The sequence below is a fragment of the Kitasatospora sp. MAA19 genome, from assembly GCF_029894125.1.
Lineage (GTDB): Bacteria > Actinomycetota > Actinomycetes > Streptomycetales > Streptomycetaceae > Kitasatospora.
In genome coordinates, this window is the sequence record NZ_JARXYZ010000008.1 from 247774 (window position 1) to 274451 (window position 26678).

A 26678-nucleotide genomic window follows, 5' to 3' on the forward strand; every position below is an offset into this window, starting at 1 on the left:
CGAACGATCAGGAGTGGCCGAGCTCCTCGGCCGGGGCGTCCGGCTCGACCGAGCCGGAGGTGCGGTCGGGGTGCAGCTGCAGCGGCTCGACCACCAGCTCGTCCAGGATCAGCTCGGACGGCGCCGGCGGGGCCGGGATGACGGCCGCCTCGGAGTGCCCCCCGCAGCCGTACGCGAAGGAGACGATCTGCCCGTCCGCCGGGCCGAACTCGTTGCCGCACACGCCGAAGGCCTGCCCGAGCGAGCCGCCGATCGGGATCAGGAAGCCGCAGCTGCCGCACGCGGCGGGCGCGGCCTGCGCCATCGGGGTCTGCGGGCCGTGGGACTTCTCCCAGCGGTCGGCGGCCAGGTGCAGGCCGAGCCTGGAGAGCACCCGGCTGCGGCCCATGCCGAGTTCCTCGGCGACGGCGTTGATCTGGGCGCGGGCCGGGGCGGGCTGGACGCCCGGGTCGGAGACGACCACGTCCTCCTCGGCGGCGAGGGCGACCGCGGAGTTCGGGGCGAGCTCGTCGTCGCCGCTCCAGCCGGGCTCCAGGCGCTCGTCGTCGGCGCCGGTGGGCAGCAGGTCACCGGGGCCCATGTCGCCGGGGCGCAGCCGCTCGCTCCACGGCACCCACTCGGGGGCGAGGACGGCGTCGGGGCCGGGCAGCAGGACGACCTCGTCGAGGGTGACGTTCTTGGCGCGCGGGGCGCGGGCGACGGTGACCGCCCAGTGCCAGCCGCGGTAGGCGGCGTCCAGGCACTCGAAGGTGTGGGTGACGACGCGGTCGGCGTCCGCCTGGGCACCGAGATGTGGACCGACGGTCTCCGGCCCGACGGCCTCCTCGGCCGCTTTCCGTGCGAGTTCGACGGCCTCGGCACAGAGCCGATCAGGGGTACGGCTTCGCATCGCAGCACTCACGGCGTCGATTCTCTCCCAGTTCTTCTGTCGCCCACGGCGTGTTGCCTGTTCCGTCGCGGATCGGTAGTCCCTTGTCCATTCTGCGCGACCGGGGGCCGTCGCGGATACCGGCCGCGCCGCTCGTCCGGACCTGCCCGGCGCCCCGGCGCTCGGCGCACGGCCTCCGGGCAGGCTACCCGCCGGTCGGCGCCCCAGCACAGTCCGGGGCGGCAGCAGCCGTTCCAGGGCCGCGCCGAGCGGGGTCGAATCCCGCGTCACTGTGGCGATTCTGGGGCAGGATGGGCATGTGGCGGACGAGAACCCGTCGCAGCACGCACTGCGCCCCTCGCAGGCCGGCAGCCCCGACGAGGCGGATGCCGCGCCGCGACAGCAGTCTCCGGTCCCCGCTGCGGGCGAACCGCAGCCGGTGGGCGATCCCGGGCCGCCCGCCTCCCCGGTGAGCCTCATGAAAGCCGACCCCGAACCCGGCCTCCTGGACGAGGACGACGAGGACCTCGCCGAGGAGCCCCCCGAGCCGAGCCGCAACCTCCTGGTCCGCACCGCCTCCGCCGCCGGCGCCCGGACCGGCCGGGTGGTGCACGGCACCGGCCGCCGGATCCGCAAGGCCACCTCCGCGGAGGGCGCGGGCGAGTCCGGCCTGGCGAAGCTGATCGAGCTGCACGCGCTGAACTCCTTCGGCGACATGCTGATCACCATCGCGCTGGCCTCGACCATCTTCTTCTCCGTGCCCACCGGCGAGGCCCGCGGCCGGGTGTCGCTCTACCTGCTGATCACGATGGCCCCGTTCGCCCTCCTGGCCCCGGTCATCGGCCCGCTGCTGGACCGCCTGCCGCACGGCCGCCGGGCGGCGATGGCGATGTCGATGCTGGCCCGGGCAGTGCTGGCCTGGACGATGGCCGGGGTGATCGCGGGCGGCGGCCTGGCGCTCTACCCGGAGGCGCTGGGCGTGCTGGTGGCGTCCAAGGCGTACGGGGTGGTGCGCAGCGTGGTGGTGCCGCGGCTGCTGCCGAGCCGGCTGTCGCTGGTGAAGGCGAACTCGCGGGTCACCCTGGCCGGGCTGCTGGCCACCGGGGTGGCGGCCGGGGTGGGCGGCCTCCTGCACCTGATCGGGCCGGGCTGGCCGCTGCGCGGCGCGTTCCTGGTCTTCGTGATCGGCACCCTGATGGCCTTCCACCTGCCGCACGCGGTGGACTCCGCGAAGGGCGAGCAGCGGGCCGTCCTGCACGCCGAGGTGCACGGCGGGCCGGCGCGGGAGGGCACCAGGACGCCGAAGGCCTCGCTGCGCACGGTCGGCCCGTCGGTGATCCTGGCGCTGCGGGCGATGTCGGCGCTGCGCTGGCTGGTCGGCTTCCTGGTGATGTTCCTGGCGTTCCTGCTGCGGGACGAGCCGATCGGGGGCCTGCGGCCGACGCTGGCGCTGGGCCTGGTGGCGCTGGCGGCGGGGACGGGCAACGCGCTGGGTTCGGTGCTGGGCTCCTGGCTGCGCACCCGGGGCCCGGAGGCGACGGTCACCGCGATGCTGCTGCTGGCGACGGGCGTGACGGCGGCCGCGGCGCTCTGGTACGGCGTGGTGACGGTGGTCCTGGTCGCGGGCGCGGCCGGGGTGGCGGCCTCGCTGGGCAAGCTGGCGCTGGACGCGCTGATCCAGCGGGACGTCCCGGAGGCGGTGCGGACGTCGGCGTTCGCCCGCTCCGAGACGCTGCTCCAGCTGTCCTGGGTGGCCGGCGGCGCGGTCGGCATCCTGCTGCCGCTGAACGGGGTGCTGGGGCTGTCGGTGGCCGCCGCAGTGGTGGGCCTGATGCTGCTGTGGACGGTCCGCACGCTGTTCCGGGTGGGTTGGCGGCGGCGCACGGCGGCGCCCCGGGTGGCGTGAGCGGGCGACGGGCAACACGCGGTGGCCGACCCCCGCGTAGCGTGATCGGCGAAGCCCGGTAGATTCTGACGCATGAGCCTCAATACCCGTGCCATCGCCGCCCTCGGCGCCGTCGTCGTGGTCGGTGTCGCCACGGTCGGCACGTCCGTCGCCATCGCGAGCGGCCAGACCGAGCACAGCTCCCACCGGGCGACCCTCACGGTCGGCAACTCCTCGATCGTCGCGGACCCGCTGTGCTTCAACGGCGGCAGCCCGATCACCGAGGACCTGCAGCAGGAGTGCCAGGACAAGGCCACCCAGGCCCTCAAGGACGGCACCCTGCCGACCTCGGACGTCGTGGTGAGCGACCAGGTCGGCGTCGGCGTCAGCCCGAACGTGGCCGACAAGGGCTGGTGGGCCTTCACCAACGGCGGCTCGCAGGGCCAGGGCGGGCGCTACAGCCTGTTCTCCTACGCCAAGGGCCCGAGCTACTCCGGCTCCCAGTCGGCGAGCAAGCTGCTGAACGCCTCCGGCAAGACCCTGCTCACCGTGGTCGAGGGCGACAAGAACTCGGACAACCCGGTCGCCGTCTGGTACTTCCAGCTGAACACCCAGGACAACTGACGGTCCTGCGATGACCGCGCACGCCGTCTCCGACGGGCGGAACGAGCAGTCGGGCCCCGACCGGGCCCGGCTGCTCGTCGTCGTCGCGGTGCCCGCCGAGGCCGAGGCGGTCCTGCGCGGCCTGCCGGGCCCGGCCGCCGTGCTGCCGCTGCCCGGCGGTGAGCTGCACCGCGCCGAACACGTCCCGGTGGACGTCCTGGCGGGCGGGGTCGGCCCGGCCGCCGCGGCGGCCGCCACCTCCGCCGCGCTCGGCGCGTCGGGGGCCCGGGGAGAGCGCTACGGCCTGGTCGTCTCGGCCGGGATCGCCGGCGGGTTCGCCCCGCACGCCCCGGTCGGCGCCACCGTGCTGGCCGACGCGATCGTCACCGCCGACCTCGGCGCCGAGACCCCGGAGGGCTTCGCCGACGTCACCGAGCTGGGCTTCGGCACCGTCCGGCACACCCCTCCCCCGGCCGCCGTCGCCCTGGCCGCCGAGGCCGTGGGGGCCGTCACCGGCCCGGTGCTGACCGTCTCCACCGTCACCGGCAGCGCCGAGCGGGCCGCCGCGCTGGCCGCCCGCCACCCGGGCGCGCTGGCCGAGGCGATGGAGGGCTTCGGCGTGGCCGAGGCCGCCGCCCGGTACGGCGTGCCGGTGCTGGAACTGCGGACCGTCTCCAACCCGGTGGGCCCGCGCGACCGGGCCGCCTGGCGGATCGGCGAGGCACTGACCGCCCTGGCGCGGGCCTTCGCCGCGCTGCCCGTCCCCGAACTGATCGAGGAGGCCGGCCGTGGCTGAACGGCTGAGCATCGCGTACTCGCCCTGCCCGAACGACACCTTCGTCTTCCACGCCTGGGCGCACGGCCTGGTGCCCGGGGCGGACGCCCCCGAGGTGACCTTCGCGGACATCGACGTCACCAACGGCCTGGCCGAGCGCGGCGAGCTGGACGTCCTGAAGATCAGCTACGGCGCGCTGCCCTGGGTCCTGGACGAGTACACCCTGCTGCCCTGCGGCGGCGCGCTCGGGCGCGGCTGCGGCCCGCTGGTGCTCACCCGGCCCGGCACGGAGGCCCCCGCGGACCTCACCGGGAAGACGGTCGCGGTGCCGTCCGAGCGCTCCACCGCCTACCTGCTGTTCCGGCTCTGGGCGGCGAAGGCGGTGCCGGGCGGCTTCGGCGAGATCGTCGTACTGCCGTTCCACGAGATCATGCCCGCCGTGCGGGACGGCCGGGTGGACGCCGGCCTGGTGATCCACGAGGCCCGGTTCACCTACCGGCAGTACGGCCTGCACAGCCTGGCCGACATGGGCGAGGCCTGGGAGCGCGAGACCGGCCTGCCGATCCCGCTCGGCGCGATCGTCGCCCGGCGTTCGCTCGGCGCCGAACGGCTGCGCGCGCTGACCGACGCCGTCCGCGCCTCCGTCCGGCAGGCCTGGGCGGACCCCGCGGCCAGCCGGGAGTACGTGCTGGCGCACGCCCAGGAGATGGACCCCGCCGTCGCGGACCAGCACATCGGCCTGTACGTGAACGAGTTCACCGCGGACCTCGGTGAGGAGGGCTACGCGGCCGTGCGCGCGCTGCTCACCCGGGCCGCCGCGGAGGGGCTGGTGCCCCCGCTCGACCCGGGTGCGCTCGACTTCTAGACCCTTCCGGACCCTTCCTGACCTCAGATGTCGAACTGGTCGGCCACCGCGCGCAGCAGGCCGGCCAGCTTCTGACCGGTCGCCTTGGCCGGGTAACGGCCGTGCTGGAGGCCCGGCAGCACCGCGTCCAGCGTGGTGATCAGGTCCTGGACGATCGGCGCCATGTCGTCGGCGCTCTTGCGCTGGGCGGCGGCCACCGACGGCAGTGCGTCCAGCAGCTGCACGGCCATCGCCTGGTCGCCGCGGTGGCCGGCGACCACGCCGAACTCGACCCGCTGGCCCGGCTTCAGCACGGTGACACCGGCGGGCAGCGCCTTGGTGTGGACGAAGACGTCGCCGCCGTCGTCGCGCGACAGGAAGCCGAAGCCCTTCGTCTCGTTGAACCACTTGACCTGGCCGGTGGGCATCTCGAACAGTCCTCGAATGGGTGTGAGGGATCCCGGCCCTGGCCGGGGATCACTGGGTGGTGGGAAAGGCGGCCGACCTCGGCTCGGCGCCCGCGGGCGCTCATGGTCAGCACGCTGCCAGGAGCAGACTAACGGTCCGTCACTGCCTCATCCGCGTTCCGCGAAAGATCCGCGTTCCAGGGCCCGTTGGGGGCGGTACGGGCGCGGCGTTCTCGCGGTCCGGAGCGACCCGGTACTGGCACGACCGGGGCGCGACTCGGCGCGGTCCATCGGCTCACACCCCCGGGTCTGAGGACACGGGGCGCACCTGTCGCACCCCTCGGCACCCCCTGCATACCCCCGCCCAGCAGGGATCAAAACGTTCAGCTTCCGAGAAACTGCGCAACGTGACCGAACCGCTCCGGTGACGGGGCCCGGCGGCCGCTCTGCCAGACTGGGGGGACCGCCGGACAGCCCCGAGGAGCGAGCAGTCGTGAGCAGCCAGAGCGCCGATCCCGGCGACGTGTACGTCAAGGCCGGAACGGTCGTCTTCGGTCTGGGCGCGCTCGCCACCCTGGTGACCTTCGTCCCGCTGTTCCTGCACCTGACGCCGCTGCCGACGGCCGCGTACTGGCTGAGCATGCTGATGCCGGCGGGCTTCCTGGCCGCGCTGGTCGGGCTGCTGCGCAACGCCCGGGCCCAGCGCCGCCGGGTGGAGGCCCAGTCCTAGGGCCTGGGCTCAGCCCGCCAGGTGGACGGCGAGCCAGGCCGGGAACTCGGTGAGGTCCGCGAGCACCACGTCGGCCCCGGCCGCGCGCAGCTCGTCCGCGTCGTACGGGCCGGTGGCCACGCCCACGGCGACGGCGTCCGCGTGCCGGGCGCCCCGGATGTCGCCGAGGTGGTCGCCGACGTAGACGCTCGCGCCGTGCTCGCGCAGCGCTTCGCCCTTGGTCTCCGCCCACAGGTCGCCGACCAGCGCGTCCGCGTGCAGCCCGGCGTGCTCCAGGTGGAGGCGGGCGTTCGGCTCGTACTTGCCGGTGATCACCGCGACCCGGCCGCCGTGGCTGCGGACGGCCTCGATGGCGGCGTGCGCGCCGGGGAGGGGGACGGTCGGGGCGAAGGCGTGGGCGCGGTAGAGCTCGCGGTAGCGGGTGGCGACCCGCTCCACCTCGTCCTCCGGGAACCAGTTGCGGATCTCGTCCAGCAGCGGCGGGCCGAGCCGGGTGACGACCAGGTCGACGTCGATGTGGGCGCCGGTCTCGGCCGAGAGCGCCAGATAGGTGGCGCGGATACCCGGCCGGGTGTCCAGCAGCGTCATGTCCAGGTCGAAGCCGACGGTGAGCGGGGCGAAGGAGGTCGCGGGCATACCGCCAGGTTATCCAACGAGCGGTACGGGCACCGGGGTAATTTGCCCCGGCTTCCGGCGGGAACTTAGGTTGACCTGAGTTGTCTGCGGAGAGGGCTCATGACCGACACCACCGCGCCGCCCGGCGCGAGACGGACACCGCGCCACCGAATAGCGTGGCTCGCCGCCGCACTGGCCGTGCTGGCCGTCGCGGTGCTGCTGAGCCTGGCGGTCGGCAGCCGCACCATCCCCTTCGGCGACACCCTGAACGCCCTGCTGCACGGCGGCGACAGCGCCAACGCCGTCGTCGTCCGCGAGCTGCGGGTGCCGCGCACCGTCGTCGGGCTGGCCGTCGGCGCGGCCCTCGGCCTCGCCGGCGCCGTCATGCAGGGCCTCACCCGCAACCCGATCGCCGACCCCGGCATCCTCGGCGTCTCGCAGGGCGCGGCGGCCGGCGTGGTCGTCGCGATCTCCGGCTTCGGCATCTCCACCCTGACCGGCTACGTCTGGTTCGGCTTCGTGGGCGCCGTGATCGCCACCGTGCTCGTGTACGGCCTCGCCGGGCGCGGCCGGGGCGGGGCCACGCCGATCAAGCTGGCGCTGGCCGGCTCGGCGATGTCCGCGTTCATCGCCTCGCTCAACACCCTGGTGCTGACGACCGACGCGGCCACCATGGACCAGTTCCGCTTCTGGCACGTCGGCTCGCTCTCCGGCCGGACCTCGGACGTGGCCTGGCAGCTGCTGCCGTTCCTCGCGGTCGGCACGGTGCTGGTGGTCGCGGTGGCGCGCGGCCTGGACGCGCTCGCGCTCGGCGAGGACACCGCCAAGGGCCTCGGCGCCAAGACCGGCCTGGTCCGGGCCGTCGGCGCGCTCGGCGCGACGGTGCTGACCGGCTCGGCCGTCGCGGCCGCCGGGCCGATCGCCTTCGTCGGCCTCGCCGTCCCGCACGCGGCGCGGGCCGTCGCGGGGGCGGACCACCGCTGGATCCTCGCTTTCTCCGCCGTCCTCGGCCCGGCCCTGCTGCTGCTCGCCGACACCCTCGGGCGGGTCCTCTTCCCGCCCTCGGAGGTCCCGGCGGGCGTGATGACCGCGCTCGTCGGCGTCCCGGTGCTGGTCGCCCTGGTCCGCCGCCGGAAGGTGGTCGCGGCATGAGTGAGCTCGTCGTCGAGCGGGGCGCCGTCTCCCTGCGCGGGTACACCGTGCTGCGGGCCGGGCGGGCGTCCGTGCTGCTGCACCGTCGGTCGGCCGCGGTGGTGCTGGGCCTGCTGGTCGCGCTGGCCGGGACGGTCGTCGCCTCGCTGTGCCTGGGCGAGTCGGCCGTGTCTCCGGTCGAGGTGGTGAAGGTGGTGCTGGGGCAGCCCAGTCCGCACGAGCTGGTGGTCGGCGAGTTCCGGCTGCCCCGGGTGGTCGTGGGCCTGCTGGTCGGGACGGCGCTGGGGCTGGCCGGCGCGCTGATCCAGACCGTCGCCCGCAATCCGCTGGCCAGCCCCGACGTGGTGGGCGTGACCTGGGGCGCGACCGCCACCGTCGTCGGCCTGACGGCGTACGGCGTGGTCGGCTCGACCGGTCAGGCGCCGTACGCGGCGGTGGCGGGCGGGCTGGTGGCCGGGCTGCTGGTGTACGCGCTGGCGTGGCGGCGCGGCCTGCACGCGCAGCGCTTCGTGCTGATCGGGATCGGGATCAGCGTGGCCCTGTCCTCGCTCACCTCCGTGTTCCTGACCAAGGGCGACGGCTTCCAGGCGCAGGCCGCGAAGGTCTGGATGACGGGCAGCCTGAACGGCGCCGGCTACGACCGGGCCGGCTGGCTGGCCTGGGTGCTGCTGGCCGCCGTGCCCGTCGTCCTGTGGGCGGCGCGGGCGCAGCGCTCGATCTCCTTCGACGACGCGACGGCCGTCGGCCTGGGCCTGCGGCTGGACCGGATCCGGCTGGGCACGGCGCTGCTGGGCATCGTGCTGGCCTCGTGCGCGGCGGGCGCCGCCGGGCCGGTGGACTTCGTGGCGCTGATGGCCCCGCAGATCGCGCTGCGGCTGGCCCGCTCGGCGCAGGTCCCGTTGTTCTGCTCGGCGCTGACGGGCGCGCTGGTGGTCGTGCTGGCCGATCTGATCGCCCGGCGGCTGCTGGCGCCGACCGAACTGCCGGTGGGCGTGGTGACCGGCATGGTCGGCGCGCCGTACTTGATGTGGCTGCTGATTCGTTCCCGTCGTGGAGGTTCCTGATGTCCGCACACCGGATGTCCGCACACCGGCTGGAGGCCCGGGGCCTCACCCTGGCCTACGAGGCGCGCACGGTCGTCGAGGGCCTGGACGTCGGCATCCCGGACGGGCGGGTGACGGTGATCGTCGGCCCGAACGCCTGCGGCAAGTCGACGCTGCTGCGGGCGCTGGGCCGCCTGCTGAAGCCGGTCCGGGGCGCGGTGCTGCTGGACGGCGAGGAGCTGGCGCGGATCCCGACGAAGCGGATCGCCCAGCGGCTGGGCCTGCTGCCGCAGTCACCGACGGCCCCGGAGGGCATCTCGGTGGCGGACCTGGTCTCGCGGGGCCGCCAGCCGCACCAGAGCTGGTGGCAGCAGTGGTCACCGGAGGACGAGAAGGCCGTCGCGGAGGCGCTGGAGCGGACGTCCACGGCGGAGCTGGCCGAGCGCAGCATGGACGAGCTGTCGGGCGGCCAGCGCCAGCGCGCGTGGATCGCGATGGCCCTGGCGCAGGGCACCGACATCCTGCTGCTGGACGAGCCGACCACGTACCTGGACATCGCGCACCAGGTGGAGGTGCTGGACCTGGTCCGGCGGCTGAACGTCGAGCGCGGCCGGACGGTGGTGGCGGTGCTGCACGACCTCAACCAGGCGGCGCGGTACGCGGACCACCTGGTGGCCATGCGGGACGGCCGGGTGGTGGTGCAGGGCCCGCCGGAGGAGGTCGTGACGGCGGAGCTGGTGCGGGAGGTGTTCGGGCTGGAGTCGGTGGTGGTGCCGGATCCGGTGACGGGCACGCCGTTGGTCGTTCCGGGCGCTCCGTGGGCGGCGGTCGTGGACGCCTGACGGCGATTCCGACACCAAACCGGACATAATCGACGGACCCCTGAAGCCTCATCGCCTGAGGACCGCCGATGCACCGGATCGCCCGCCGTTCGTTCCTCGCCGGTCTCGGTGGGGCCGCGCTCACGGCCTGTACGACGCGCAGGCCGGAGCCGTCGACCGCGGACGGCCTGGGCGCCTCCGCCTCACCCACCCCGGCGCCGCCGGTCACGGTGAACACGGCCGCCGGGCCGGTGCTGGTGCCGGGCGCGCCGCTGCGGGTGATCGTCCTGGACACGGACGTGCTGGACTCGGCGCTGACCCTCGGCATCACCCCGATCGGCGCCGCGCTCCCGGCCCTCGACACCCGGTTCCCGGAGTACTGGCCGGCCTCCCGGGTGATCGGGATCCGCCGGGTCGGCCAGGCCGGCGCACCGGACCTGGCCTCGGTCCGGGCGCTGCGGCCGGATCTGATCCTCTCCAACCAGACGCGCGACGGCGACCGCTACGACCAGCTGCGGGAGATCGCGCCGACCGTGCTCACCCAGACCAGCGGGGCGCCGTGGAAGGCGAACGTCCAGCTGCACGCCCAGGCCCTGAGCCGGGTGGACGCGGGGGTGGCCTTCCTCGGCGCGTACCAGAAGCACGCCAACCAGGTGGCGCAGGCGCTGTCGGCGGCGAAGCTGTCGGGCCGGAAGGTCAGCCTGGTGCGGTTCGTGGAAGGCGGCGGGATCCGGATGTTCGGCAAGCAGAGCTTCCCCGGGATCGTGCTGTCGGACGCCCAGGTGGGGCGGCCGGACGCGCAGAACGTCGACCAGTCCGACGTCGAGATCCCGCTGGACCAGATCGCGAAGGCGGACGGCGACCTGCTGCTGTACGCCACCTACGGCGACCCCGGCCGGGCCGGCACCGACGCGGCGCTGGCGAGCCCGGGCTGGCAGGCACTGGGGGCGGTCCGGGCGCACCGGGCGTTCCCGGTGGACGACCAGCTGTGGTTCCAGGGGATCGGGTACACGGGCGCCAACTTCATGCTGGACGAACTGCAGCGCTTCCTGGGGGCTTGATCCCTCCTGGGGGCGTGACCGCGGGCGTGCCCCGGCGCGCGGCGCCGGCGTAGCGGGCCGGGGAGGTGCCGACGGCGGCCGTGAAGTCGCGGGTGAGGTGCGCCTGGTCCGCGTAGCCGAGTTCGGCGGCGAGCGCGGCCAGGTCCAACGCGCCTCCGGTGTCGGCGCGTTCGGCGGCCTCGTGGAGCCGGGCACGGCGCAGCACCCACTTCGGGGAGGCGCCGACGTACTCGGCGAACAGTCGCTGGAGCCGGCGGACGGTCAGGCCCAGCTCCCGGGCCAGGTCGTCGACCCGGCACAGGTCGGGGGTGCCGGTGATGCGCTCCACCATGGCGGCGACCTCCTCCGCGAGCGGATCGGGCGCGGGCAGCCGGGGCAGCAGGAAGGCGTCCACGCGGGCGGCGGGGTCCTCGGGTGAGCGGTGCAGCTGGTCGTTGAGCCGGTCCGCCCCGGGGCCGAAGTACTCGGCGGCGGGCACCGACCGGTCGGCGATCGCGGCCACCGGGTGCCCGGCGAAGGGGCGGAACGCGCCCGGCCGGAACTTCACGCCCAGCGCGAACCCCGCACCCTCCAGGCGGCGGACGAAGAGCGAGCGGTCGACCCCGTGGACGCGGGCCTGCGGGGCCTCGAAGACCAGGTGGACGTTCGGGTGGGCGAGCACCTTCTGCTCGTGCGGGGGGAGGCCGCGCCGGTCCCAGCGGACCAGCCAGTAGAACTCGACGAAGCGCGCCACGGCGGGCGCGGGTTCGAGCCGGTCCACGGTGATGGCCTCCGCCGCGCGGGCGGGGTGGAGCACGCCGCGGCCGAGGTCGGGAGAGTCCATACGGCCAGGTTAGGGTGCGGGCCGTCGCGTTTGTTCAAGACCGGGTGACGGCGCCCGGCGCAGGATCGGGGCATGAACGATCACCCGATGCTGCCCTTCCTGATCCGCGCCACGACGGCCGCCGCCCGCGTCGCCGACGCCGTTCCGGCGGACCGGCCGCTGGACGGTCCGACGCCCTGCCCGGAGTTCGACACCCGCGCGCTGGTCAACCACTGGGTGCTCTACACCTCGCACGGCCTGGAGCACCGGGCCCGCCGCACCGAACTGCCCGAGGAACTGGTCGACCACGACTTCGCCGCCGGCCCCGGCTGGGCCGCCGACTACGCGGCGCAGCTGGACCGGGCGGTCGCGGCCTGGGCCGACCCGGCCGCCTGGGAGGGGGACGTCGACCTCGGCGGCTCCCCGGTCCCGGCGGCGGGCATCGCCCGGATGCTGATCGCGGAGCTCGTGCTGCACGGCTGGGACGTCGCCCGGGCGGTCGGCGGGCGGATCGACGTCGACGAGGAGCTCGCCCTGCTGGTGCTGGCGATCGTCGAGGAGAACGCCGAGCTGTACCGCCAGTACGGGGGCTTCGCCGAGGCGGTGACGGTACCGGACAGCGCGCCGGCGCTGGACCGTGCACTGGCCGCCTCGGGGCGCGATCCGCGCTGGGGCGGCTGAGCGGTCAGCGGGGGCCGAGCAGGGACGTCCGCAGGCGGGAGCGGAGCAGGCGTACGGCGGGCGAGTGCTGGTCGGGGCGGGCGACCAGGCCGAGGCGGGCGCGGGCGGGCGCGTCGCTGATCGGGACGGCCCGCAGGCCCTCCCCGGCGGCGGAGGACGGGCTGAGGACGGCGACGCCCGCGCCGCGTTCGGCGAGGCGGAGGAGGGTGGCCGGGGAGCTGGCGTCGATGTCCACGCGCGGGTCGAGGCCGAGCTGGAGGCAGGAGCGGTCGTAGGCGGCGCGGATGCCGGTGCCCGGGGAGAGGCAGAGGATCTTCGACGAGCGGAGGTCGGCGAGCCGGAGGGACGGCCGGTCGAGGGGGTGTCCGGCGGGGACGACGGCGGCGATCGGCTCGTCGACGACGAGCGTGACGTCCAGGCCGGGGCCGGGCTCGCCGGTGAAGCCGATCAGGGCCAGGTCGAGGGAACCGGAGACGATCTGCGCCTGGAGGAGGTCGGAATCGCCCTCGTGCAGGCTCAGTTCGATGCCGGGGTGGGTGCGGCCGAGGTCGGCGACGACGTCGAGGAAGGGCGGGATCGAGCAGCCCATGATCATGCCGAGCCGGACACGGCCACGGACGGCGTCGGCGAACTCGGCGGCGGTGTGCTGGATGGCTTCGAGGGTGGCGAGGGCATCCTTGGCGAGCGGCAGGACGGCCTCGCCGGCGGGGGTGAGGTGGACGCGGCGGCCGGAGCGGTCGAGGAGCTGCTGGCCCAACTCCCGTTCGAGCTTGGCGACCTGGGTGCTGATGCCGGACTGGCTGACGTGCAGCCGGGCTGCGGCAGCGGTGAAGGAGCCCTCGTCGACGACGGCGGCGAAGTAGCGCAGCTGGTGCATCTCCATAACTCAGGATGATAGTTGGCATCGGATCCATCTGTTGGACGGATGAACGAGGTCGCCGGGAGGATGGAGGCATGACGACGAACACCGCGCGTGAGATTGCCGAGACGTACTTCAAGGCTTGGGAGGCGGGCGACTTCGAGACCATGCGGGGGCTGCTGGCCGAGGACGTCGACTTCGTCGGGGCCATGGGTACGGCTTCGGGGGTGGAGGAGGCACTGGCCGGGCTGAAGGGGCTCGGGCAGGTGCTGGAAAGGATCGAGGTGAAGGTCCGGGTCGCCGAGGGCGACGACGTGATCACCTGGTTCGACCTGTGCACCAGCATCGCGCCGCCGGCGCCGACGGCGAACTGGATGCACGTGGAGAACGGGAAGATCGCTCGGATCCGGGTGACCTTCGACCCGCGCGGGCTGCTGGCGGGGTTCGGCCGCTGAGCGGGCTCAGGCATGCGCAGGGGGCAGGAGGGCCGTGACCGCCGGGGGCGGCGACGGCCCTCTTGGCTGCCCTCTTCGGCTTGTGCGGTCAGGCGTCCTCGTCGGGCGGGTCGTCCTCCTGGAGCTCCTCGGGCGGCGGCGCGAGGACGATTGGCCAGTCCTCCGCCGAGGTGAGAACGTCGTCGAGCGTGGTACCGGGCCGTGCGCAGGTGAAGACGGCCGTGCCCTCGGAGAGTTGGACGTCCGACTCCGGGTCGACCGTCGTCTCGGCGTGCAGGACCAGGACGGCCCGTGGGTCGACGGTCGAGCGGAGTGGGAAGTCGGCCGGGTCGACGTCCACCGCCTTCAGCGCGGCCGGGTAGACCGCGATGTCGACCGCCAGCCGGCCGCCCTCGCGTGCGCGCTCGGCCCAACCGTCGGTCTGCACCAGGTAGAACACCCCGTCGCCCTCGTAGCAGTACGCGCCGAGCCGCTCCATGGCGCGCTCCCCGGGGGAGCCGTCCGGGTCGACCAGCAGGACGGCCACGGGCGTGTCCGGCTCGTCGGGGTCGAGGCCGGGACGGACGTACAGGCGGGCCATCGGCACCTCCGGGTCGCGGGCGGGTCGGGCACCAGTACACACCGCGCCAACGACAATGTGGCGCCGAGGGTTTGTCGCGTACGGGCGCCAGGCGCCGGACATCGGGCGCCGGACATTGGACGTCAGGCCTCGGGCGTCGGGCGATGCCGCCGTCTCATGCGAAACGGCCCCGGGCGCCGCCACCGCCTGGTCGTCCAGGTCGTGGCCGCGTCCAGGGCCGGGGCACCTGCGGCGAGCGGTGTCAGGCCGTCGAGCCGTCAGGCCGTCAGGCCGTCCGCTCGGCCGCCGGACGGGTCAGCCGGCGGCGGGCCGCCCAGGCCACCGCACCGAGGGCGAAGCCGTACACCGCCACCAGGCCGTGGCCGTTGTCCTGGGCGAGCCACATGGCCAGGCCCAGCACCGGGACGCCGATCGCCAGGGCGAGCTCCTTGGGGAGGCGGGTGCGGGTGAGGAAGGCGATGGCCAGGGTGGCGCCGAGGAAGTAGGTGGCGCCGGAGCTGCCGGCGAAGTTGCGGGGGTCGGTGCTGGGGCCGTCGCCGAAGCCGAGCAGGCTGTCGATCCGGCCCGGCAGCAGGATGCCGGCGAGGAAGAAGCCGAGGGTGAGCGGGCCGCCCCAGTACCACTGGGCGAGCGCGGCGACGGCCGCGAGGGTGGCGAGGTTCCACAGGCCGCCGCCGAGGCCGCCGTTCTGCATGAACACCGAGGTGAACTCGCGCCACCAGCCGGACTTGGCGGGGTCGGCGTCGAGCGCGTCCATCGCGCCGGACCAGAGCAGCTGGAGCAGGACGCCGCCGACGGCGATCGCGGTCAGCGCGACGGCCGCCCACGGGATCGGCCGCCCGCGCAGGGTGTCCCGGCCGACCACGCCGAGCCCGCAGTTGACCATCATGACCATCAGCGCGGCCGTGGTCACGTTGAACAGGATCGCCCCCATGCTGCCTTCCCCCATCTAAGTATTCCAACACCGTTCGAAAGACCGGCGAGGCAAAGCTAGCACAGTTTTCGAACGGTGTTGGAAAACGTTGTACGGTGGTGGCCATGAAGCTCACCAAGGAGCGCATCGTGGACGCGGGCATGGCCGTGTTCGCCCAGGTCGGGTACCACAACCTGTCCATGCGCCAGGTCGCCGACCGCCTCGACGCCCACGCCGGCAGCCTCTACTACCACGTACGCGGCAAGGACGAGTTGCTCACGCTGATGGCCGACCGGGTCTGCCGCCAGGCCTACGACGCCGGCACCGAAGCCCTCGCCGCCCTCCCCCCCACCGCCACCTGGCAGGACCGGATCGACGTCCAGGCCGCCACCCTGCGCCACAGCATCCGCCAGCACCCCGGCGGAGCCCTGCTGCTCGCCGAGAGCCCCGGAGTGCTCAGCCCCGGCGGGCTCTCCCTGATGGAACGCCTCCTGCGCACCCTCCTCGACGCCGGCCTGCCCGCCGCCCACTGCGGCACCGCCGCCGACACCCTGCTCAGCCACGCCACCGGCTTCGTGCTCCAGGAACAGAACCAGCCGCCGACACCGGCGGTCTCCGCCGAGCTCTACGCCGAGCTGTGCGCCCAGTTCCCGCTGATCATGGGCGGGTTGATCCCCCGACTCGGCCAGGACGAGAAGTACGCGCAGAGCATCCGCCTGCTCTGCACCGGCTTCGCCGCCCTCATCCCGGGCGGTGAGCCGAGCGCGGGGCAGTAGGCCGTCCGCCGGCCGCTGCCTGCCGCCGGCCGGCCGCCGCCCGGGCCTCAGCCCTGCGGCGGCGGCTGGCGGCGCAGGCTCAGCAGCAGCAGGACCACGGCCGACAGCACCGCCGACAGACGCAGCACGCCCGGGGCCGCCGACCAGCTGATCTGGGTCAGCTGTGAGCCGGCCTGCAGGCCGGCGCCGCCCTGGGCGCCCGGCTTGGCCTGCATGGCGTGCAGGGTGGCCGCGCTCATCGTGATCAGCGGAACCCCGAGGATAGCGAACTTGCGCATCAGGTCGGAGAGTTGGCGGGAAAGGTAGCCGAGGCCCCAGCCGATCAGCATGGCCGGGAAGAAGCTCATCGCGGCGCCGCCGACCAGCAGGGCGCAGGAGAGCAGGACCAGCAGGGACGGCCTGCGGGCTCCGGCGCCTGCACCCGCGCCCGCGCCCGCACCGGCCTGGGCGGCCGGGGCGGACGGCTGCGCCTTGGCCTTCCCGGCGGCGGCCGCCTTCGCCTTGGCCTTGCGCTGCTTTCTGCCCTTCCCCGGGGGCGCCGCCCCCGCCGGCCCGGCGGCCTTCGCGCCCTCCGCCCCGGCCGCCGCCCCGTCCCCGGCGCGCTGCTCGGGGATCTGCTTCGGTGGGGCCTGCGGCGAGTCGGAGAAGTTGAGCAGCACCAGGTCCCAGCCGTTCGCACCCGAGCTGTACACCTGCGGCGGCGGAAGCGGGCGATCGTCCTCGACCCCGTCGATCGGGCCACCGACGGGCCCGCCGACGGGCGGCTTGTCCAGCGCTACGGGCGGAGCGCCGGCCGTAGGGGCGCGCGTCGGCCGGGGCGGGTCCAGCGGTACGGAGGGAGTCCCCCCGGCCGGCGGGGCCGAGTCGTACACGCTGTCCGCGTCGGAGGCACCAGAAGGAGCGGAAGCACCGGAGCCGCCGCCGTCACCGGACGCGCCAGACCGCCCGGCGGACCCGCCCGACGAACCCGACCCACCCCCCGAACGGTCGCTCCACGGCCCGCTCTTGCGCCACCACTCGCCGTCCGTCATCACCGACACCCCGCCTCGCGCCCGAACCCCGGCCCACCGAACCACCCTCGGCCGTGACGCTACCCACCCCGCCCCCGCCCACGCGAGTCCAGGGCCCGTCGTCAAACCCCCGTTGTCGCCCGGAGGGCGGGCGTGGCGGCGTCGGGGTGCGTCCATCGCAAGGCGGAGAAGGGACGCGATGCGGTGGGGGCACCTCCCGGCCGAAGGCTGGGAGAGCGTCGGCGCGCAGGCGGGGGTTTCGAAGACGGGCCCTCCGAGCACACCACCGCACGCCGCCGGACGGACACCCCACCGTCCGCACACCCGACTAACCTAGGTCGAATGACCACACAGCAGGGCCCTCAACGCCAGGGCAGGTCCGCCGCCGGCCCCCGCACCCTCGCCGAGGAGCTGCGCGCGCGCCCCGACGACGCGCTCGCCGCCCTGCTCCGTTCCCGCCCCGACCTGCTCAACCCCGTCCCCGGTGACCTCACCCAGCTGTCCGCCCGGCTCTCCTCCCGCGCCTCGGCGCTGCGCGCCCTGGAGCGCCTGGACCGCTTCACCCTCCAGGTCGCCGAGGCCCTGGCCACCGCCCCGGACGGCACCGGCCTCGCCACCGTCCGCACCCTGCTGACCGGTCCGGCCAAGGTCAAGCCGCACCCCGGCGCGACCCCGCTGACGCCCGCCGACCGCTCCGCCGTCGCCGCCGCCCTCCCCCGGGCGATCGCCACCCTGCGTGACCGGGCGCTGGTCTGGGGCCCGGACAACGGCCTGCGGCTGGTCCTCGCCGTCCGCGAGGCGCTCGCCCCGACGGCCGCGAACCCCGGCCGCACCGGTCTCGGCCCGACCCTCGCCGACGCGACCATCGGTATGTCCCCGGCCCGGCTGCAGCAGCTGCTCACCTCCGCCGGGCAGCCCGCCACGCCGGACCCGGTCACCGCCGTCGCCGCGCTCACCGCCCTGCTGAACGACCGCGCCCGCTGCACGGCGCTGCTCGACACCGCCCCCGAGGCCGCGCTGCGGCTGCTGGAGCGGCTGGTCTGGGGCCCGCCCACCGGCACCGTCCCGGACGCCACCCGCCCGGTCACCGCCGAGGACGCGCAGAGCCCGGTCGAGTGGCTGCTCGCCCGCGGCCTGCTGCTGCCCAGCGGGCCGGGCAGCGTCGTCCTGCCCCGCGAACTCGCCCTGCACCTGCGCGGCGGCCGCACCCACCGCACCGTCGAACCCGTCCAGCCCGAGCCCGCCCCGGCCGCCGCCCCGCGCGATCCACAGGCTGTGGACGGCGCGGCGGCCGGCCAGGCCCACACCGCCGTCAAGACCGTCGAGGAACTCCTCGACCTCTGGGGCCTCACCCCGCCGCTCACCCTGCGCGCCGGCGGCCTCGGCGTCCGCGACCTCAAGCGCACCGCCCAGGCCCTGGAGACCACCGAGCAGCAGGCCGCCTTCTGGCTCGAACTCGCCTACGCCGCCGGGCTACTGGCCCCCGACGGCGAGGCCGACGAACGCTGGGCCCCGACCCCGGCCTACGACACCTGGCTCCAGCAGGACACCGCCGAGCGCTGGTCCGCCCTCGCCCGCGCCTGGCTCGCCGCCACCCGCGTCCCCGCCCTCACCGGCACCCCGGACGGCAAGGGCAAGCCGCGCGCCGCCCTCGGCCCCGAACTCGACCGCACCCTGGCCCCGTCCGTCCGCCGCGCCACCCTCGCACTGCTCGCCGAACTCCCGCCCGGCACCCCGGCCACCGCCGCCGAACTCCTGCCCACCCTGCGCTGGCAGCGCCCGCTGCGCGGCGGGCCGACCGGCCCGGACGGCCACGAGCTGCGCGACGACCTCACCACCTGGACCCTCGCCGAGGCCGAACTCCTCGGCGTCACCGGCCGCGGCGCCCTCGCCGCCCCCGCCCGCGCCCTGCTCACCGCCGAGTCCGACCCGGCCGAGGTGCTCGCCCCGCTGCTGCCGCAGCCGCTCGACCACGTGATCCTGCAGCCGGACCTCACCGCGATCGCCCCCGGCCCGCTGCTCACCCCGCTCGCCCAGGCCCTCGCCCTGTGCGCCGACATCGAGTCCAAGGGCGGCGCCACCGTCTACCGCTTCACCCCGGTGTCCGTCCGCCGCGCCCTCGACGCCGGACGCACCGCCGCCGACCTGCGGACCTTCCTGGAGCAGCACTCCCGTACGCCCGTCCCGCAGCCGCTCGCCTACCTGATCGACGACGTCGCCCGCCGGCACGGCATCCTGCGGGTCGGCGCCGCGTCCTCCTACCTGCGCTGCGACGACCCGGCCCTGCTGAACGAGGTCCTCGCCGACCGCCGCTCCGCCGACCTGCGACTGCGGCTGCTCGCCCCCACCGTCCTCGCCGCCCAGGCCGCCCCGGACGTCCTGCTCGCCGCCCTGCGCACCATGGGCTACGCCCCGGCCGCCGAGTCCGCCGAGGGCGACGTCCTGATCACCCGCCCGGACAGCCACCGCACCCCGCCCCGCACGGCGCCCACGCCCGTCCCGGACGGCCCGCCCACCCCCGACGACACCCTGCTCGCCGCCGCCATCAAGGCCATCCGGGCCGGCGACCGCGCCGCCACCGCCAGCCGCCGCGACCCCGCCCCCGACCCGCGCCAACTGCCCCGCACCGCCGCCGCCGAGACCCTCGCGGCCCTGCAGACCGCCGTCCTGCTCGGCGAACGCATGTGGATCGGCTACCTCAACGCCGAGGGCATCGCCAGCCAGCGCATCATCGACCCGGTCAAGGTCGAAGGCGGCTTCGTCACCGCCTTCGACCACCACGCCGACGAGCTCCGCACCTTCGCCCTGCACCGCATCACCGGCGTCGCGGAGCTCGACGAGTAACCCCGGCGGCAGGACCGGGCTCAGTGCCCCTGCGACTCCTTCATCTTCTCCTTGACCGCCTTGTCCGCCAGGCTGCCGATCTCCCCCTGCCCGACCGGCAGCGAGCCGCCACCGACCTGGTCGGCGATCAGGAATCCGGGCGCCGCGAGCAGCCCGCCGGGCCCCTCCCCGATCCCCGCGAGGGCGTGCGCGGAACCGGCGGACGAGGCGGTGGCCGCGAAGGCCGTACCCATCAGGGCGAGAGCGGTGAGAACGCGCTTCGACTTCTTCATGCCCGGCTCAACGAGCGACCCGCACCACGGTCACCCACCACCACGGCCCGCCCACCCACCGTACGAATGACCGGAGCCCGCTCACGTTCGCCGCGGAATGCGCGACACTGGAGGGTCTGCGTCAATCCAGCAAGTCAGCCAGTGGAGGGCTTCCCCGCGTGAACGACGGACCGCTCATCGTCCAGAGCGACAAAACTCTTCTTCTGGAGATCGATCACCCCAAGGCCGCCGACTGCCGTCGCGTCATCGCGCCGTTCGCCGAGTTGGAGCGCGCGCCCGAGCACGTGCACACGTACCGGGTGACGCCGCTCGGGCTGTGGAACGCGCGGGCGGCGGGGCACGACGCCGAGCAGGTGGTGGACGCCCTGGTGACGTACTCGCGCTACCCGGTGCCGCACGCGCTGCTGGTGGACGTGGCCGACACCATGGGCCGGTACGGGCGGCTCCAGTTGCTCAAGCACCCGACGCACGGGCTGGTGCTCACCACCACCGACCGGCCGGTGCTGGAGGAGGTGCTGCGCTCCAAGAAGATCGTCCCGCTGGTCGGCGCCCGGGTCGACCCGGACACGGTGGTGGTGCACCCCTCCGAGCGCGGCCAGATCAAGCAGGTGCTGCTCAAGCTCGGCTGGCCGGCCGAGGACTTCGCCGGGTACGTGGACGGCGAGGCGCACCCGATCGAGCTGGACGAGGACGGCTGGCGGCTGCGCCCGTACCAGGCGCAGGCCGTCGAGGGCTTCTGGCACGGCGGCTCGGGCGTCGTGGTGCTGCCCTGCGGCGCCGGCAAGACGCTGGTCGGCGCGGCCGCGATGGCGCACGCCAAGTCGACGACGCTGATCCTGGTCACCAACACCGTCTCGGCCCGCCAGTGGAAGCACGAGCTGGTCAAGCGCACCTCGCTCACCGAGGACGAGATCGGCGAGTACAGCGGGACGCGCAAGGAGATCCGCCCGGTCACCATCGCCACCTACCAGGTGATGACCACCAAGCGGAAGGGCGTCTACGCGCACCTGGAGCTGTTCGACGCCCGCAACTGGGGCCTGGTGGTCTACGACGAGGTGCACCTGCTGCCGGCGCCGGTGTTCAAGTTCACCGCCGACCTGCAGGCCCGCCGCCGCCTGGGCCTGACCGCGACGCTGGTGCGCGAGGACGGCCGCGAGGGCGACGTGTTCAGCCTGATCGGGCCCAAGCGCTTCGACGCGCCGTGGAAGGAGATCGAGGCGCAGGGCTACATCGCGCCCGCCGACTGCTGCGAGGTGCGGGTCACCCTGACCGACTCGGAGCGCCTGTCCTACGCCACCGCCGAGCCCGAGGAGCGCTACCGCTTCTGCGCCACGACGGCGACCAAGCGGCGGGTGGTGGAGGCGCTGGTGAAGAAGCACGAGAAGGACCAGACGCTGATCATCGGCCAGTACATCGACCAGCTGGACGAGCTCGGCGAGGCACTGGACGCGCCCGTGATCAAGGGCGAGACCAGCAACGCTCAGCGCGAGAAGCTGTTCGACGCGTTCCGCAACAAGGAGATCGGCGTCCTGGTGGTCTCCAAGGTCGCGAACTTCTCGATCGACCTGCCCGAGGCCACCGTGGCCATCCAGGTCTCCGGGACGTTCGGCTCCCGCCAGGAGGAGGCCCAGCGCCTGGGCCGCGTCCTGCGCCCCAAGGCGGACGGCCACTCGGCGCACTTCTACTCGGTGGTCGCCCGGGACACCGTCGACCAGGACTTCGCCGCCCACCGGCAGCGCTTCCTGGCGGAGCAGGGCTACGCGTACCGCATCATCGACGCGGACGACGTGCTGTAGTCGGGCTCACCATCGGCCGGCAGGCCGGTGAGCAGGCTCAGTACCGGACACCGTCGCGCCCGAGGAAGACCACGCGCGCGGCGGTGTCCAGGGCGATGCCGAGGTTGCGGACGGCGGTGACCAGGGGGCCCCGGCGGCGGCCACCGGGCGCAGTGACGGCGGTGGAGCCGGCGGGGGCGGTCGGGACGGACGGGACGGTCAGGACGGACTTCTGGATCGGCACTCGCGGCGCCGCGTGTACGGTGCTCATGTCTCCAACGGTAGGCACCGGACACGCCGGACACATCACCCCAAAGGCCGTACCCGCCGAGCCGGAGGTCGTCCTCCCGGTGTACGGAGAACCCCGAGACCTGCGGGGCTGGAACCCTGAGGCACGCGGGTCTAAGATCGTCGGTCTGCCCCCTCCCGAACCGTGGTACCTGCTGAAGTCGCGCAGGCAGCCGGGGGAGGCGCCGACCGCACGGCAACCGGTCGGCTGTACCCACTGTGAGCTCCATCGATCCGCTGCGCCCGGTTCCGGGGCAGCCGGGAAGGTTCGCTGTGCCCGCCACCCCCACCACCGACCCCCTCCAGCGCGAACGCGACCACCTGGCCGCCTCCAGGTCCGCGCTGCGGGCGATGCGCGAGGACGTCCAGTCGCTGGACCTGCGCGACGTGACCGGCACCTGGGTGTCCGCCGCCGTCCTCCAGAACCAGATCGAGGCCCGGATCGCCGCCCTCGCCGACCTCTCGCACACCCCGCTGTTCTTCGGCCGCCTGGACTACCTGCACGCGATCAGCGAGGAGCTGAGCGAAAGGGAAGGTGCCGCGCGAAGCGCGCCGGGCAAGGGCGGTGGCGGGCGACGGGCGGGCGGGGGCGAGAGCTTCTACATCGGCCGCCGGCACGTCCACGACGCCGACGGCGACCCGATGGTGATCGACTGGCGCGCGCCGGTCTCCCAGCCGTTCTACCGGGCCAGCCGCACCGAACCGCTGGACGTCGAGCGCCGCCGCCGCTTCGGCTACACCGGCGGCGAGCTCACCGCCTACGAGGACGAGCACCTCAGCGACCCGGCCGAGACGGACACCGCCTCCGCCCTGCTCGCCGCCGAGATCGAGAAGCCCCGCGTCGGCCCGATGCGCGACATCGTCGCCACCATCCAGCCCGAGCAGGACGAGATCGTCCGCTCCGACGTGACGGGCACCATCTGCGTCCAGGGCGCCCCCGGCACCGGGAAGACGGCCGTGGGCCTGCACCGCGTCGCGTACCTGCTGTACGCGCACCGCGAGCGGCTGGCCCGGACCGGCACGCTGGTGATCGGGCCGAACAACGCCTTCCTCTCCTACATCGAGCAGGTGCTCCCGGCCCTGGGCGAGTTGGACGTCGCCCAGGCCACCGTGCAGCAGCTGGTCGGGCACGTCGAGGTGCGCGGCGAGGACGACCCGCAGGCGGCCCGGCTGAAGGGCGACGCGCGGATGGCCGAGGTGCTGCGCCGGGCGGTGCGGGCGGGCATCGTGCTGCCCACCGAGCCCTGCGTGGTGGTCCGCGGCTCCCGCCGCTGGCGCGTCCCGGTGTACGAACTCGTGGAGATCATCGAGGAGTTGAAGGGCCGCGAGATCCGCTACGGCGCTGCCAGGGACGCCCTGCCGCAGCGGATCGCGCACGCCGTGCTGCTGAAGATGGAGCAGGGCGGCGAGGCCCCGGACGACCGGGTGCAGGACGCGGTGGCCCGCAACGCCGCGGTCAAGGCGGTGGTCAAGGAGTGCTGGCCGGCGGTCGATCCGGCCAAGCTGGTGCTGCGACTGCTCTCCGATCCGCAGTTCCTGGCCGCCTGCGCGGAGGGCGTGCTGACCGCGCAGGAGCAGCAGGCGGTGCTCTGGCCCAAGCCGGGGCGCTCGGTGAAGACGGCCCGCTGGACGCAGGCCGACGCCGTCCTGGTCGACGAGGTGACGGACCTGGTGCAGCGCACCCCCTCGCTCGGGCACGTGGTGCTGGACGAGGCGCAGGATCTCTCCCCGATGCAGTACCGCGCGGTCGGCCGCCGCTGCACCACCGGCTCGGCGACCGTCCTCGGCGACCTCGCCCAGGGCACCACCCCGTGGGCGGCGGCGAGTTGGCCGGACGCGCTGCACCACCTGGGCAAGCCGGACGCCCATGTCGAGGAGCTGACCAAGGGCTTCCGGGTGCCGGAGGAGGTCATCGCGTACGCCTCCCGGCTGCTCCCGGCGATCGCCCCGGGCCTGGCCCCGGCGACCTCCGTCCGCGACGCCCCGGGCTCGCTGACGATCCGTCACATCGCGGACGGGGAGTCGGTGGCCGCCGTCCTCGCGGCCTGCCACGAGGCACTGGAGCACGAGGGCTCGACCGGGCTGATCGCCGCCGACGCCCGGATCCCGGTGCTCGCCGAGGCGCTGACCGCGGCCGGCCTGCCGTACCTGTCCCCCGGCACCGAGACCAGCGCCGAGGCCCGGCTGACGCTCGTCCCGGCCTCGCTGGCCAAGGGCCTGGAGTACGACTACGTGGTGCTGGACGAGCCGGCCGCGGTGATCGCCGGCGAACCGGACGAGCGGACCGGCCTGCGGCGGCTGTACGTGGCGCTCACCCGGGCCGTCTCCGGCCTGACGGTGCTGCACGGCGAACCGCTGCCCGAGCAGCTGCGCCGGTAGACGGCGGGGCCGGCCCCGCGACCGGGACCGGCCCCTCCCGGGACACGCTCAGGCGTCGATCAGCGCCCGCCACTCGGCCACCTTGGCCGCGTCCACCGGAGTCCGCCAGCCGTCGGCCCGCACCGCGCCGCCGACGTGGAAGGCGTCGAAGCCCTCGGCCCGCAGCCCCTTCAGGTGTTCGGCCCGCAGGCCACCGCCGATCAGGATCCGCTGCCCGTACCCGGGCTCGCCCGCACGGGCCAGCTCCGCCAGCAGCACCTCGCGCCCGGCGTCGACCCCGGCGGCCGTGCCCGAGGTGAGGAAGGTGTCCAGCCCGGGCAGCGCGCCGACGGCGGTCCGCAGGGCGGCCCGGTCGGCACTGTGGTCGATCGCCCGGTGGAAGGTCCAGCGGCAGCCGGCCACCGCCTCGGCGACGGCGGTGGTGGCGGCCAGGTCGACCGCGCCGTCGGCGCCGAGGAAGCCGAGGACGAACTCCTCGGCGCCCTCGGCCCGCAGCGCGGCGGCGCGGGCCGCCAGGTCGTCCAGGTCGCCGGGGACGAAGCCGTCCCGGATCCGGAGCATGACGCGCAGCGGGATGCCGACGGCGGCCCTGATCCGGGCGAAATCCTCGACGGACGGGGTGAGCCCGTCCGAGGCCATGTCGGTGACCAGTTCGAGCCGGTCGGCGCCGCCCGACTCGGCGGCCCGGGCATCCTGGGGCGTCAACGCGATGACTTCGAAAATTGGTCTAGACATATCAGACAGCCTGCCACATCCGACCCGCCCCGGCGAGCCCCTGCGTCGCCTTCCGGTCACGCCAGGCTGCGCCCGCTCCCAGAGCCCCCTTCGGCGTCTCCGCCGACTCCGCCGCCGGTCCCCCCACCGACCCCGCCGCCGGTCCCGATCCGGCGCACGGCCTTCGCGGCCGCCACCAGGAGCAGCACCACCGGCACCGACATCAGCAGCGTCATCGAGATCCCGCCGGACGTGCGCCAGACGTTGAACAGGCCGGCGAAGGTCGTCAGCGACAGCATCGCGACCCCCACGGCCGCCGGCGCCACCCGCCCGCGCAGCGCGCTGAAGGTCAGCAGCACCGGCGCGATCAGCAGCACCACGAACCACTGGACGTCCAGCGGGAAGCTGGAGTCGTCCCAGCGCAGGAGCGCCACCAGCGCCCCGCCGCCGACCACCGAGGCCAGCACCAGCCCCGCGGCCCGCCAACCGGCCCTGGGCAGCAACTCCGTCGGCGCCGCGAACAGCAACAGCGCGGCGGCCACGGCGGGCAGGGTGGTCATGCCGGTGTACCCCACCCACCAGACGTCGAAGAAGCCCGGCACCACGGCGGCCTTCGCCAGGGTGGCCAGCGCGAAGAGGGCCTGAATCCCCGTGATGACCCGCACCGCCGTCCAGCGCCCCAGCAGGGCGGCGACCCCGAGCAGCAGCGCGAGCACCGGCGGCGCGATGGTCATGGCGTACGTGTTGTACGAGTGGTCCCAGGTCAGCCGCCAGGCGGCCTGGTCCGGATCGGTGACCCACGGCAGCAGCCCCGCGCCGGCCAGCGCCCCGGCGGCCATCGGCGCGGCCAGCGCGAGCACCCGCCCGCCCATCGAGGAGCCGGTCAGCCCGAGCCGCACCCGCAGCCCGTACAGGGCCAGGTCGAACACCTCGCGGGCGACGGTCGACCGGTTCGCCTCCGCCGTGGTGTCGGCGAACACCGCGGCCATCTCCTCGCCCCGCTCCCGGCGGTAGTACTCCGGGTAGAGCTGCAGCACGGCCCGCAGCGCGGCGGCCGGCGTCCCCATCGTCGGCGTGGTCATGCGAAGAACCCCCTCCTCGTGAACAGCCCCTTCGGCCCCGCCTTCGCCTGCATCGCCAACCGGACGTTGGCGAGCCGGCGCTCGGCCTCGGTGGCGACGGCCCGCAGCCGCTCGGCCTCGGTGGCCAGCGCGGTCCGGCCGGCGTCGGTCAGCGCGTAGCTGCGCCGCGCCCGCCCGTCCACGACCTCCTCTGCGGCGACCTCGATCAGCCCCTGCTGGAGCAGCCGGTCGAGGGCGCCGTACAGGGTGCCGGTGCGCATCTTGACGCGACCGTCGGAAATCGCGGCGATCTCCTGGATGAGGGCGTAGCCGTGTCTGGGGGCGTCCGCCAGTGCGGTGAGCAGCAGCAGCGTCGGCTCCTGCATCGAGCGTTCTGTCATACGACTACATATATCGTCAACCTACCTATAGGTCCAGTGCCCGGCCCGCCCGCCACAATGTCCC

28 protein-coding genes are annotated in these 26678 nt (G+C 74.5%); 15 read left to right on the top strand and 13 right to left on the bottom strand.

The genetic code is table 11. The features are described from left to right. Positions 1-7 precede the first annotated feature (7 nt). Positions 8-889 carry a DUF3027 domain-containing protein gene (locus tag P3T27_RS15820; RefSeq protein WP_280678860.1) on the bottom strand — a complete coding sequence of 294 codons (882 nt, stop codon included), beginning with the start codon at positions 887-889 and terminating at the stop codon, positions 8-10. Positions 890-1187: 298 nt separating this feature from the next. Between P3T27_RS15820 and P3T27_RS15825 the strand changes: the two genes are divergently transcribed. The 4 genes from P3T27_RS15825 (at position 1188) to P3T27_RS15840 (ending at position 4996) form a co-directional block, all read left to right on the top strand. Further along, positions 1188-2774, top strand: a complete 1587-nt coding sequence (locus P3T27_RS15825) for an MFS transporter (protein ID WP_280678746.1) — start codon at positions 1188-1190, stop codon at positions 2772-2774. Between the two features lie 72 nt (positions 2775-2846). Continuing rightward, a complete protein-coding gene (locus P3T27_RS15830) occupies positions 2847-3377 on the top strand; it encodes a hypothetical protein (RefSeq protein WP_280678748.1) in 531 nt (176 codons plus the stop codon). A 10-nt stretch (positions 3378-3387) separates the two neighbouring features. After that, complete coding sequence (locus tag P3T27_RS15835; RefSeq protein ID WP_280678750.1) at positions 3388-4152, top strand: futalosine hydrolase; 765 nt, start codon at positions 3388-3390, stop codon at positions 4150-4152. Continuing rightward, positions 4145-4996, top strand: a complete 852-nt coding sequence (locus P3T27_RS15840; protein WP_280678752.1) for a 1,4-dihydroxy-6-naphthoate synthase — start codon at positions 4145-4147, stop codon at positions 4994-4996. Before P3T27_RS15835 ends, P3T27_RS15840 begins: the two co-directional genes overlap by 8 nt. Positions 4997-5019: 23 nt before the next feature. On the opposite strand, the gene P3T27_RS15845 is transcribed toward P3T27_RS15840, so the two are convergent. After that, entirely contained in the window at positions 5020-5403 is a 384-nt protein-coding gene (locus tag P3T27_RS15845) for a cold-shock protein (RefSeq protein ID WP_280678754.1), read from the bottom strand. A 472-nt stretch (positions 5404-5875) separates the two neighbouring features. On the opposite strand from P3T27_RS15845, the gene P3T27_RS15850 reads away from it, so the two are divergent. After that, the gene (locus P3T27_RS15850; RefSeq protein ID WP_280678756.1) at positions 5876-6112 is read left to right on the top strand and encodes a hypothetical protein; all 237 of its coding nucleotides are present in this window, start codon (positions 5876-5878) and stop codon (positions 6110-6112) included. 9 nt (positions 6113-6121) lie between these two features. Here P3T27_RS15850 and P3T27_RS15855 read toward each other — a convergent pair whose 3' ends face one another. Then, positions 6122-6748 carry an HAD family hydrolase gene (locus P3T27_RS15855; RefSeq protein ID WP_280678758.1) on the bottom strand — a complete coding sequence of 209 codons (627 nt, stop codon included), beginning with the start codon at positions 6746-6748 and terminating at the stop codon, positions 6122-6124. A gap of 99 nt (positions 6749-6847) precedes the next feature. Here P3T27_RS15855 and P3T27_RS15860 point away from each other — a divergent pair, with 99 nt between their 5' ends. From P3T27_RS15860 to P3T27_RS15875, 4 genes are all read left to right on the top strand, one after another. Beyond that, positions 6848-7879: an iron ABC transporter permease gene (locus P3T27_RS15860; RefSeq protein WP_280678760.1), complete on the top strand. Its 1032-nt coding sequence runs from the start codon at positions 6848-6850 to the stop codon at positions 7877-7879. After that, a complete protein-coding gene (locus P3T27_RS15865; RefSeq protein WP_280678762.1) occupies positions 7876-8943 on the top strand; it encodes an iron ABC transporter permease in 1068 nt (355 codons plus the stop codon). Before P3T27_RS15860 ends, P3T27_RS15865 begins: the two co-directional genes overlap by 4 nt. Continuing rightward, positions 8943-9764, top strand: coding sequence for an ABC transporter ATP-binding protein (locus P3T27_RS15870; RefSeq protein ID WP_280678764.1), 822 nt, complete (start codon positions 8943-8945; stop codon positions 9762-9764). The genes P3T27_RS15865 and P3T27_RS15870 overlap by 1 nt, the downstream gene beginning before the upstream one ends. Before the next feature lie 68 nt (positions 9765-9832). Beyond that, entirely contained in the window at positions 9833-10804 is a 972-nt protein-coding gene (locus P3T27_RS15875; RefSeq protein WP_280678766.1) for an iron-siderophore ABC transporter substrate-binding protein, read from the top strand. On the opposite strand, the gene P3T27_RS15880 is transcribed toward P3T27_RS15875, so the two are convergent. Then, a complete protein-coding gene (locus P3T27_RS15880) occupies positions 10767-11627 on the bottom strand; it encodes a helix-turn-helix domain-containing protein (RefSeq protein ID WP_280678768.1) in 861 nt (286 codons plus the stop codon). The genes P3T27_RS15875 and P3T27_RS15880 overlap by 38 nt on opposite strands. A 72-nt stretch (positions 11628-11699) precedes the next feature. Here P3T27_RS15880 and P3T27_RS15885 point away from each other — a divergent pair, with 72 nt between their 5' ends. Continuing rightward, positions 11700-12287: a TIGR03086 family metal-binding protein gene (locus P3T27_RS15885; protein ID WP_280678770.1), complete on the top strand. Its 588-nt coding sequence runs from the start codon at positions 11700-11702 to the stop codon at positions 12285-12287. Positions 12288-12291: 4 nt separating this feature from the next. On the opposite strand, the gene P3T27_RS15890 is transcribed toward P3T27_RS15885, so the two are convergent. Beyond that, positions 12292-13170: a LysR family transcriptional regulator gene (locus tag P3T27_RS15890; RefSeq protein WP_280678772.1), complete on the bottom strand. Its 879-nt coding sequence runs from the start codon at positions 13168-13170 to the stop codon at positions 12292-12294. A 71-nt stretch (positions 13171-13241) separates the two neighbouring features. Here P3T27_RS15890 and P3T27_RS15895 point away from each other — a divergent pair, with 71 nt between their 5' ends. After that, positions 13242-13601: a nuclear transport factor 2 family protein gene (locus P3T27_RS15895; RefSeq protein ID WP_280678774.1), complete on the top strand. Its 360-nt coding sequence runs from the start codon at positions 13242-13244 to the stop codon at positions 13599-13601. 88 nt (positions 13602-13689) lie between these two features. Here the strand turns inward: P3T27_RS15895 and P3T27_RS15900 are convergent, their stop codons facing one another. Both P3T27_RS15900 and P3T27_RS15905 read right to left on the bottom strand, forming a co-directional pair. Then, positions 13690-14181 carry a hypothetical protein gene (locus P3T27_RS15900; RefSeq protein WP_280678776.1) on the bottom strand — a complete coding sequence of 164 codons (492 nt, stop codon included), beginning with the start codon at positions 14179-14181 and terminating at the stop codon, positions 13690-13692. Between the two features lie 265 nt (positions 14182-14446). Continuing rightward, positions 14447-15115: a hypothetical protein gene (locus P3T27_RS15905; protein WP_280678778.1), complete on the bottom strand. Its 669-nt coding sequence runs from the start codon at positions 15113-15115 to the stop codon at positions 14447-14449. Positions 15116-15219: 104 nt separating this feature from the next. Between P3T27_RS15905 and P3T27_RS15910 the strand changes: the two genes are divergently transcribed. Continuing rightward, on the top strand, positions 15220-15870 hold the full coding sequence (locus tag P3T27_RS15910) for a TetR/AcrR family transcriptional regulator (protein WP_280678780.1): 651 nt from the start codon (positions 15220-15222) through the stop codon (positions 15868-15870). A gap of 47 nt (positions 15871-15917) precedes the next feature. Here P3T27_RS15910 and P3T27_RS15915 read toward each other — a convergent pair whose 3' ends face one another. After that, positions 15918-16562, bottom strand: coding sequence for a hypothetical protein (locus tag P3T27_RS15915; RefSeq protein WP_280678782.1), 645 nt, complete (start codon positions 16560-16562; stop codon positions 15918-15920). 660 nt (positions 16563-17222) lie between these two features. Here P3T27_RS15915 and P3T27_RS15920 point away from each other — a divergent pair. After that, positions 17223-19724 carry a helicase C-terminal domain-containing protein gene (locus tag P3T27_RS15920; RefSeq protein ID WP_280678784.1) on the top strand — a complete coding sequence of 834 codons (2502 nt, stop codon included), beginning with the start codon at positions 17223-17225 and terminating at the stop codon, positions 19722-19724. 20 nt (positions 19725-19744) lie between these two features. Here the strand turns inward: P3T27_RS15920 and P3T27_RS15925 are convergent, their stop codons facing one another. Next, complete coding sequence (locus P3T27_RS15925) at positions 19745-19996, bottom strand: hypothetical protein (RefSeq protein WP_280678786.1); 252 nt, start codon at positions 19994-19996, stop codon at positions 19745-19747. 158 nt (positions 19997-20154) lie between these two features. Between P3T27_RS15925 and P3T27_RS15930 the strand changes: the two genes are divergently transcribed. After that, positions 20155-21792, top strand: coding sequence for a DNA repair helicase XPB (locus P3T27_RS15930; RefSeq protein WP_280678788.1), 1638 nt, complete (start codon positions 20155-20157; stop codon positions 21790-21792). 37 nt (positions 21793-21829) lie between these two features. Here P3T27_RS15930 and P3T27_RS15935 read toward each other — a convergent pair whose 3' ends face one another. After that, positions 21830-22042, bottom strand: a complete 213-nt coding sequence (locus tag P3T27_RS15935; RefSeq protein ID WP_280678790.1) for a hypothetical protein — start codon at positions 22040-22042, stop codon at positions 21830-21832. 290 nt (positions 22043-22332) lie between these two features. Between P3T27_RS15935 and P3T27_RS15940 the strand changes: the two genes are divergently transcribed. Beyond that, positions 22333-24438 carry an AAA family ATPase gene (locus tag P3T27_RS15940; protein ID WP_280678792.1) on the top strand — a complete coding sequence of 702 codons (2106 nt, stop codon included), beginning with the start codon at positions 22333-22335 and terminating at the stop codon, positions 24436-24438. 48 nt (positions 24439-24486) lie between these two features. On the opposite strand, the gene P3T27_RS15945 is transcribed toward P3T27_RS15940, so the two are convergent. Genes P3T27_RS15945 through P3T27_RS15955 form a run of 3 tightly spaced genes read right to left on the bottom strand, consistent with a single transcriptional unit; the run spans position 24487 to position 26614 of the window. After that, positions 24487-25173 carry a copper homeostasis protein CutC gene (locus P3T27_RS15945; protein ID WP_280678794.1) on the bottom strand — a complete coding sequence of 229 codons (687 nt, stop codon included), beginning with the start codon at positions 25171-25173 and terminating at the stop codon, positions 24487-24489. A 56-nt stretch (positions 25174-25229) separates the two neighbouring features. Then, positions 25230-26234 (bottom strand): hypothetical protein, encoded by a 1005-nt coding sequence (locus P3T27_RS15950; RefSeq protein ID WP_280678796.1) that lies wholly within the window; start codon positions 26232-26234, stop codon positions 25230-25232. Further along, entirely contained in the window at positions 26231-26614 is a 384-nt protein-coding gene (locus P3T27_RS15955) for a PadR family transcriptional regulator (RefSeq protein WP_280678798.1), read from the bottom strand. Before P3T27_RS15955 ends, P3T27_RS15950 begins: the two co-directional genes overlap by 4 nt. Positions 26615-26678 lie beyond the last annotated feature (64 nt).

Excerpts from the sequence above, each read along its gene's own strand:
- P3T27_RS15820 (WP_280678860.1), bottom strand. The coding sequence starts at position 889 with ATGCGAAGCCGTACCCCTGATCGGCTCTGTGCCGAGGCCGTCGAACTC.
- P3T27_RS15830 (WP_280678748.1), top strand. The coding sequence starts at position 2,847 with ATGAGCCTCAATACCCGTGCCATCGCCGCCCTCGGCGCCGTCGTCGTG.
- P3T27_RS15835 (WP_280678750.1), top strand. The coding sequence starts at position 3,388 with ATGACCGCGCACGCCGTCTCCGACGGGCGGAACGAGCAGTCGGGCCCC.
- P3T27_RS15845 (WP_280678754.1), bottom strand. The coding sequence starts at position 5,403 with ATGCCCACCGGCCAGGTCAAGTGGTTCAACGAGACGAAGGGCTTCGGC.
- P3T27_RS15855 (WP_280678758.1), bottom strand. The coding sequence starts at position 6,748 with ATGCCCGCGACCTCCTTCGCCCCGCTCACCGTCGGCTTCGACCTGGAC.
- P3T27_RS15860 (WP_280678760.1), top strand. The coding sequence starts at position 6,848 with ATGACCGACACCACCGCGCCGCCCGGCGCGAGACGGACACCGCGCCAC.
- P3T27_RS15865 (WP_280678762.1), top strand. The coding sequence starts at position 7,876 with ATGAGTGAGCTCGTCGTCGAGCGGGGCGCCGTCTCCCTGCGCGGGTAC.
- P3T27_RS15870 (WP_280678764.1), top strand. The coding sequence starts at position 8,943 with ATGTCCGCACACCGGATGTCCGCACACCGGCTGGAGGCCCGGGGCCTC.
- P3T27_RS15875 (WP_280678766.1), top strand. The coding sequence starts at position 9,833 with ATGCACCGGATCGCCCGCCGTTCGTTCCTCGCCGGTCTCGGTGGGGCC.
- P3T27_RS15880 (WP_280678768.1), bottom strand. The coding sequence starts at position 11,627 with ATGGACTCTCCCGACCTCGGCCGCGGCGTGCTCCACCCCGCCCGCGCG.
- P3T27_RS15885 (WP_280678770.1), top strand. The coding sequence starts at position 11,700 with ATGAACGATCACCCGATGCTGCCCTTCCTGATCCGCGCCACGACGGCC.
- P3T27_RS15890 (WP_280678772.1), bottom strand. The coding sequence starts at position 13,170 with ATGGAGATGCACCAGCTGCGCTACTTCGCCGCCGTCGTCGACGAGGGC.
- P3T27_RS15895 (WP_280678774.1), top strand. The coding sequence starts at position 13,242 with ATGACGACGAACACCGCGCGTGAGATTGCCGAGACGTACTTCAAGGCT.
- P3T27_RS15900 (WP_280678776.1), bottom strand. The coding sequence starts at position 14,181 with ATGGCCCGCCTGTACGTCCGTCCCGGCCTCGACCCCGACGAGCCGGAC.
- P3T27_RS15905 (WP_280678778.1), bottom strand. The coding sequence starts at position 15,115 with ATGGGGGCGATCCTGTTCAACGTGACCACGGCCGCGCTGATGGTCATG.
- P3T27_RS15910 (WP_280678780.1), top strand. The coding sequence starts at position 15,220 with ATGAAGCTCACCAAGGAGCGCATCGTGGACGCGGGCATGGCCGTGTTC.
- P3T27_RS15920 (WP_280678784.1), top strand. The coding sequence starts at position 17,223 with ATGACCACACAGCAGGGCCCTCAACGCCAGGGCAGGTCCGCCGCCGGC.
- P3T27_RS15925 (WP_280678786.1), bottom strand. The coding sequence starts at position 19,996 with ATGAAGAAGTCGAAGCGCGTTCTCACCGCTCTCGCCCTGATGGGTACG.
- P3T27_RS15935 (WP_280678790.1), bottom strand. The coding sequence starts at position 22,042 with ATGAGCACCGTACACGCGGCGCCGCGAGTGCCGATCCAGAAGTCCGTC.
- P3T27_RS15945 (WP_280678794.1), bottom strand. The coding sequence starts at position 25,173 with ATGTCTAGACCAATTTTCGAAGTCATCGCGTTGACGCCCCAGGATGCC.
- P3T27_RS15950 (WP_280678796.1), bottom strand. The coding sequence starts at position 26,234 with ATGACCACGCCGACGATGGGGACGCCGGCCGCCGCGCTGCGGGCCGTG.
- P3T27_RS15955 (WP_280678798.1), bottom strand. The coding sequence starts at position 26,614 with ATGACAGAACGCTCGATGCAGGAGCCGACGCTGCTGCTGCTCACCGCA.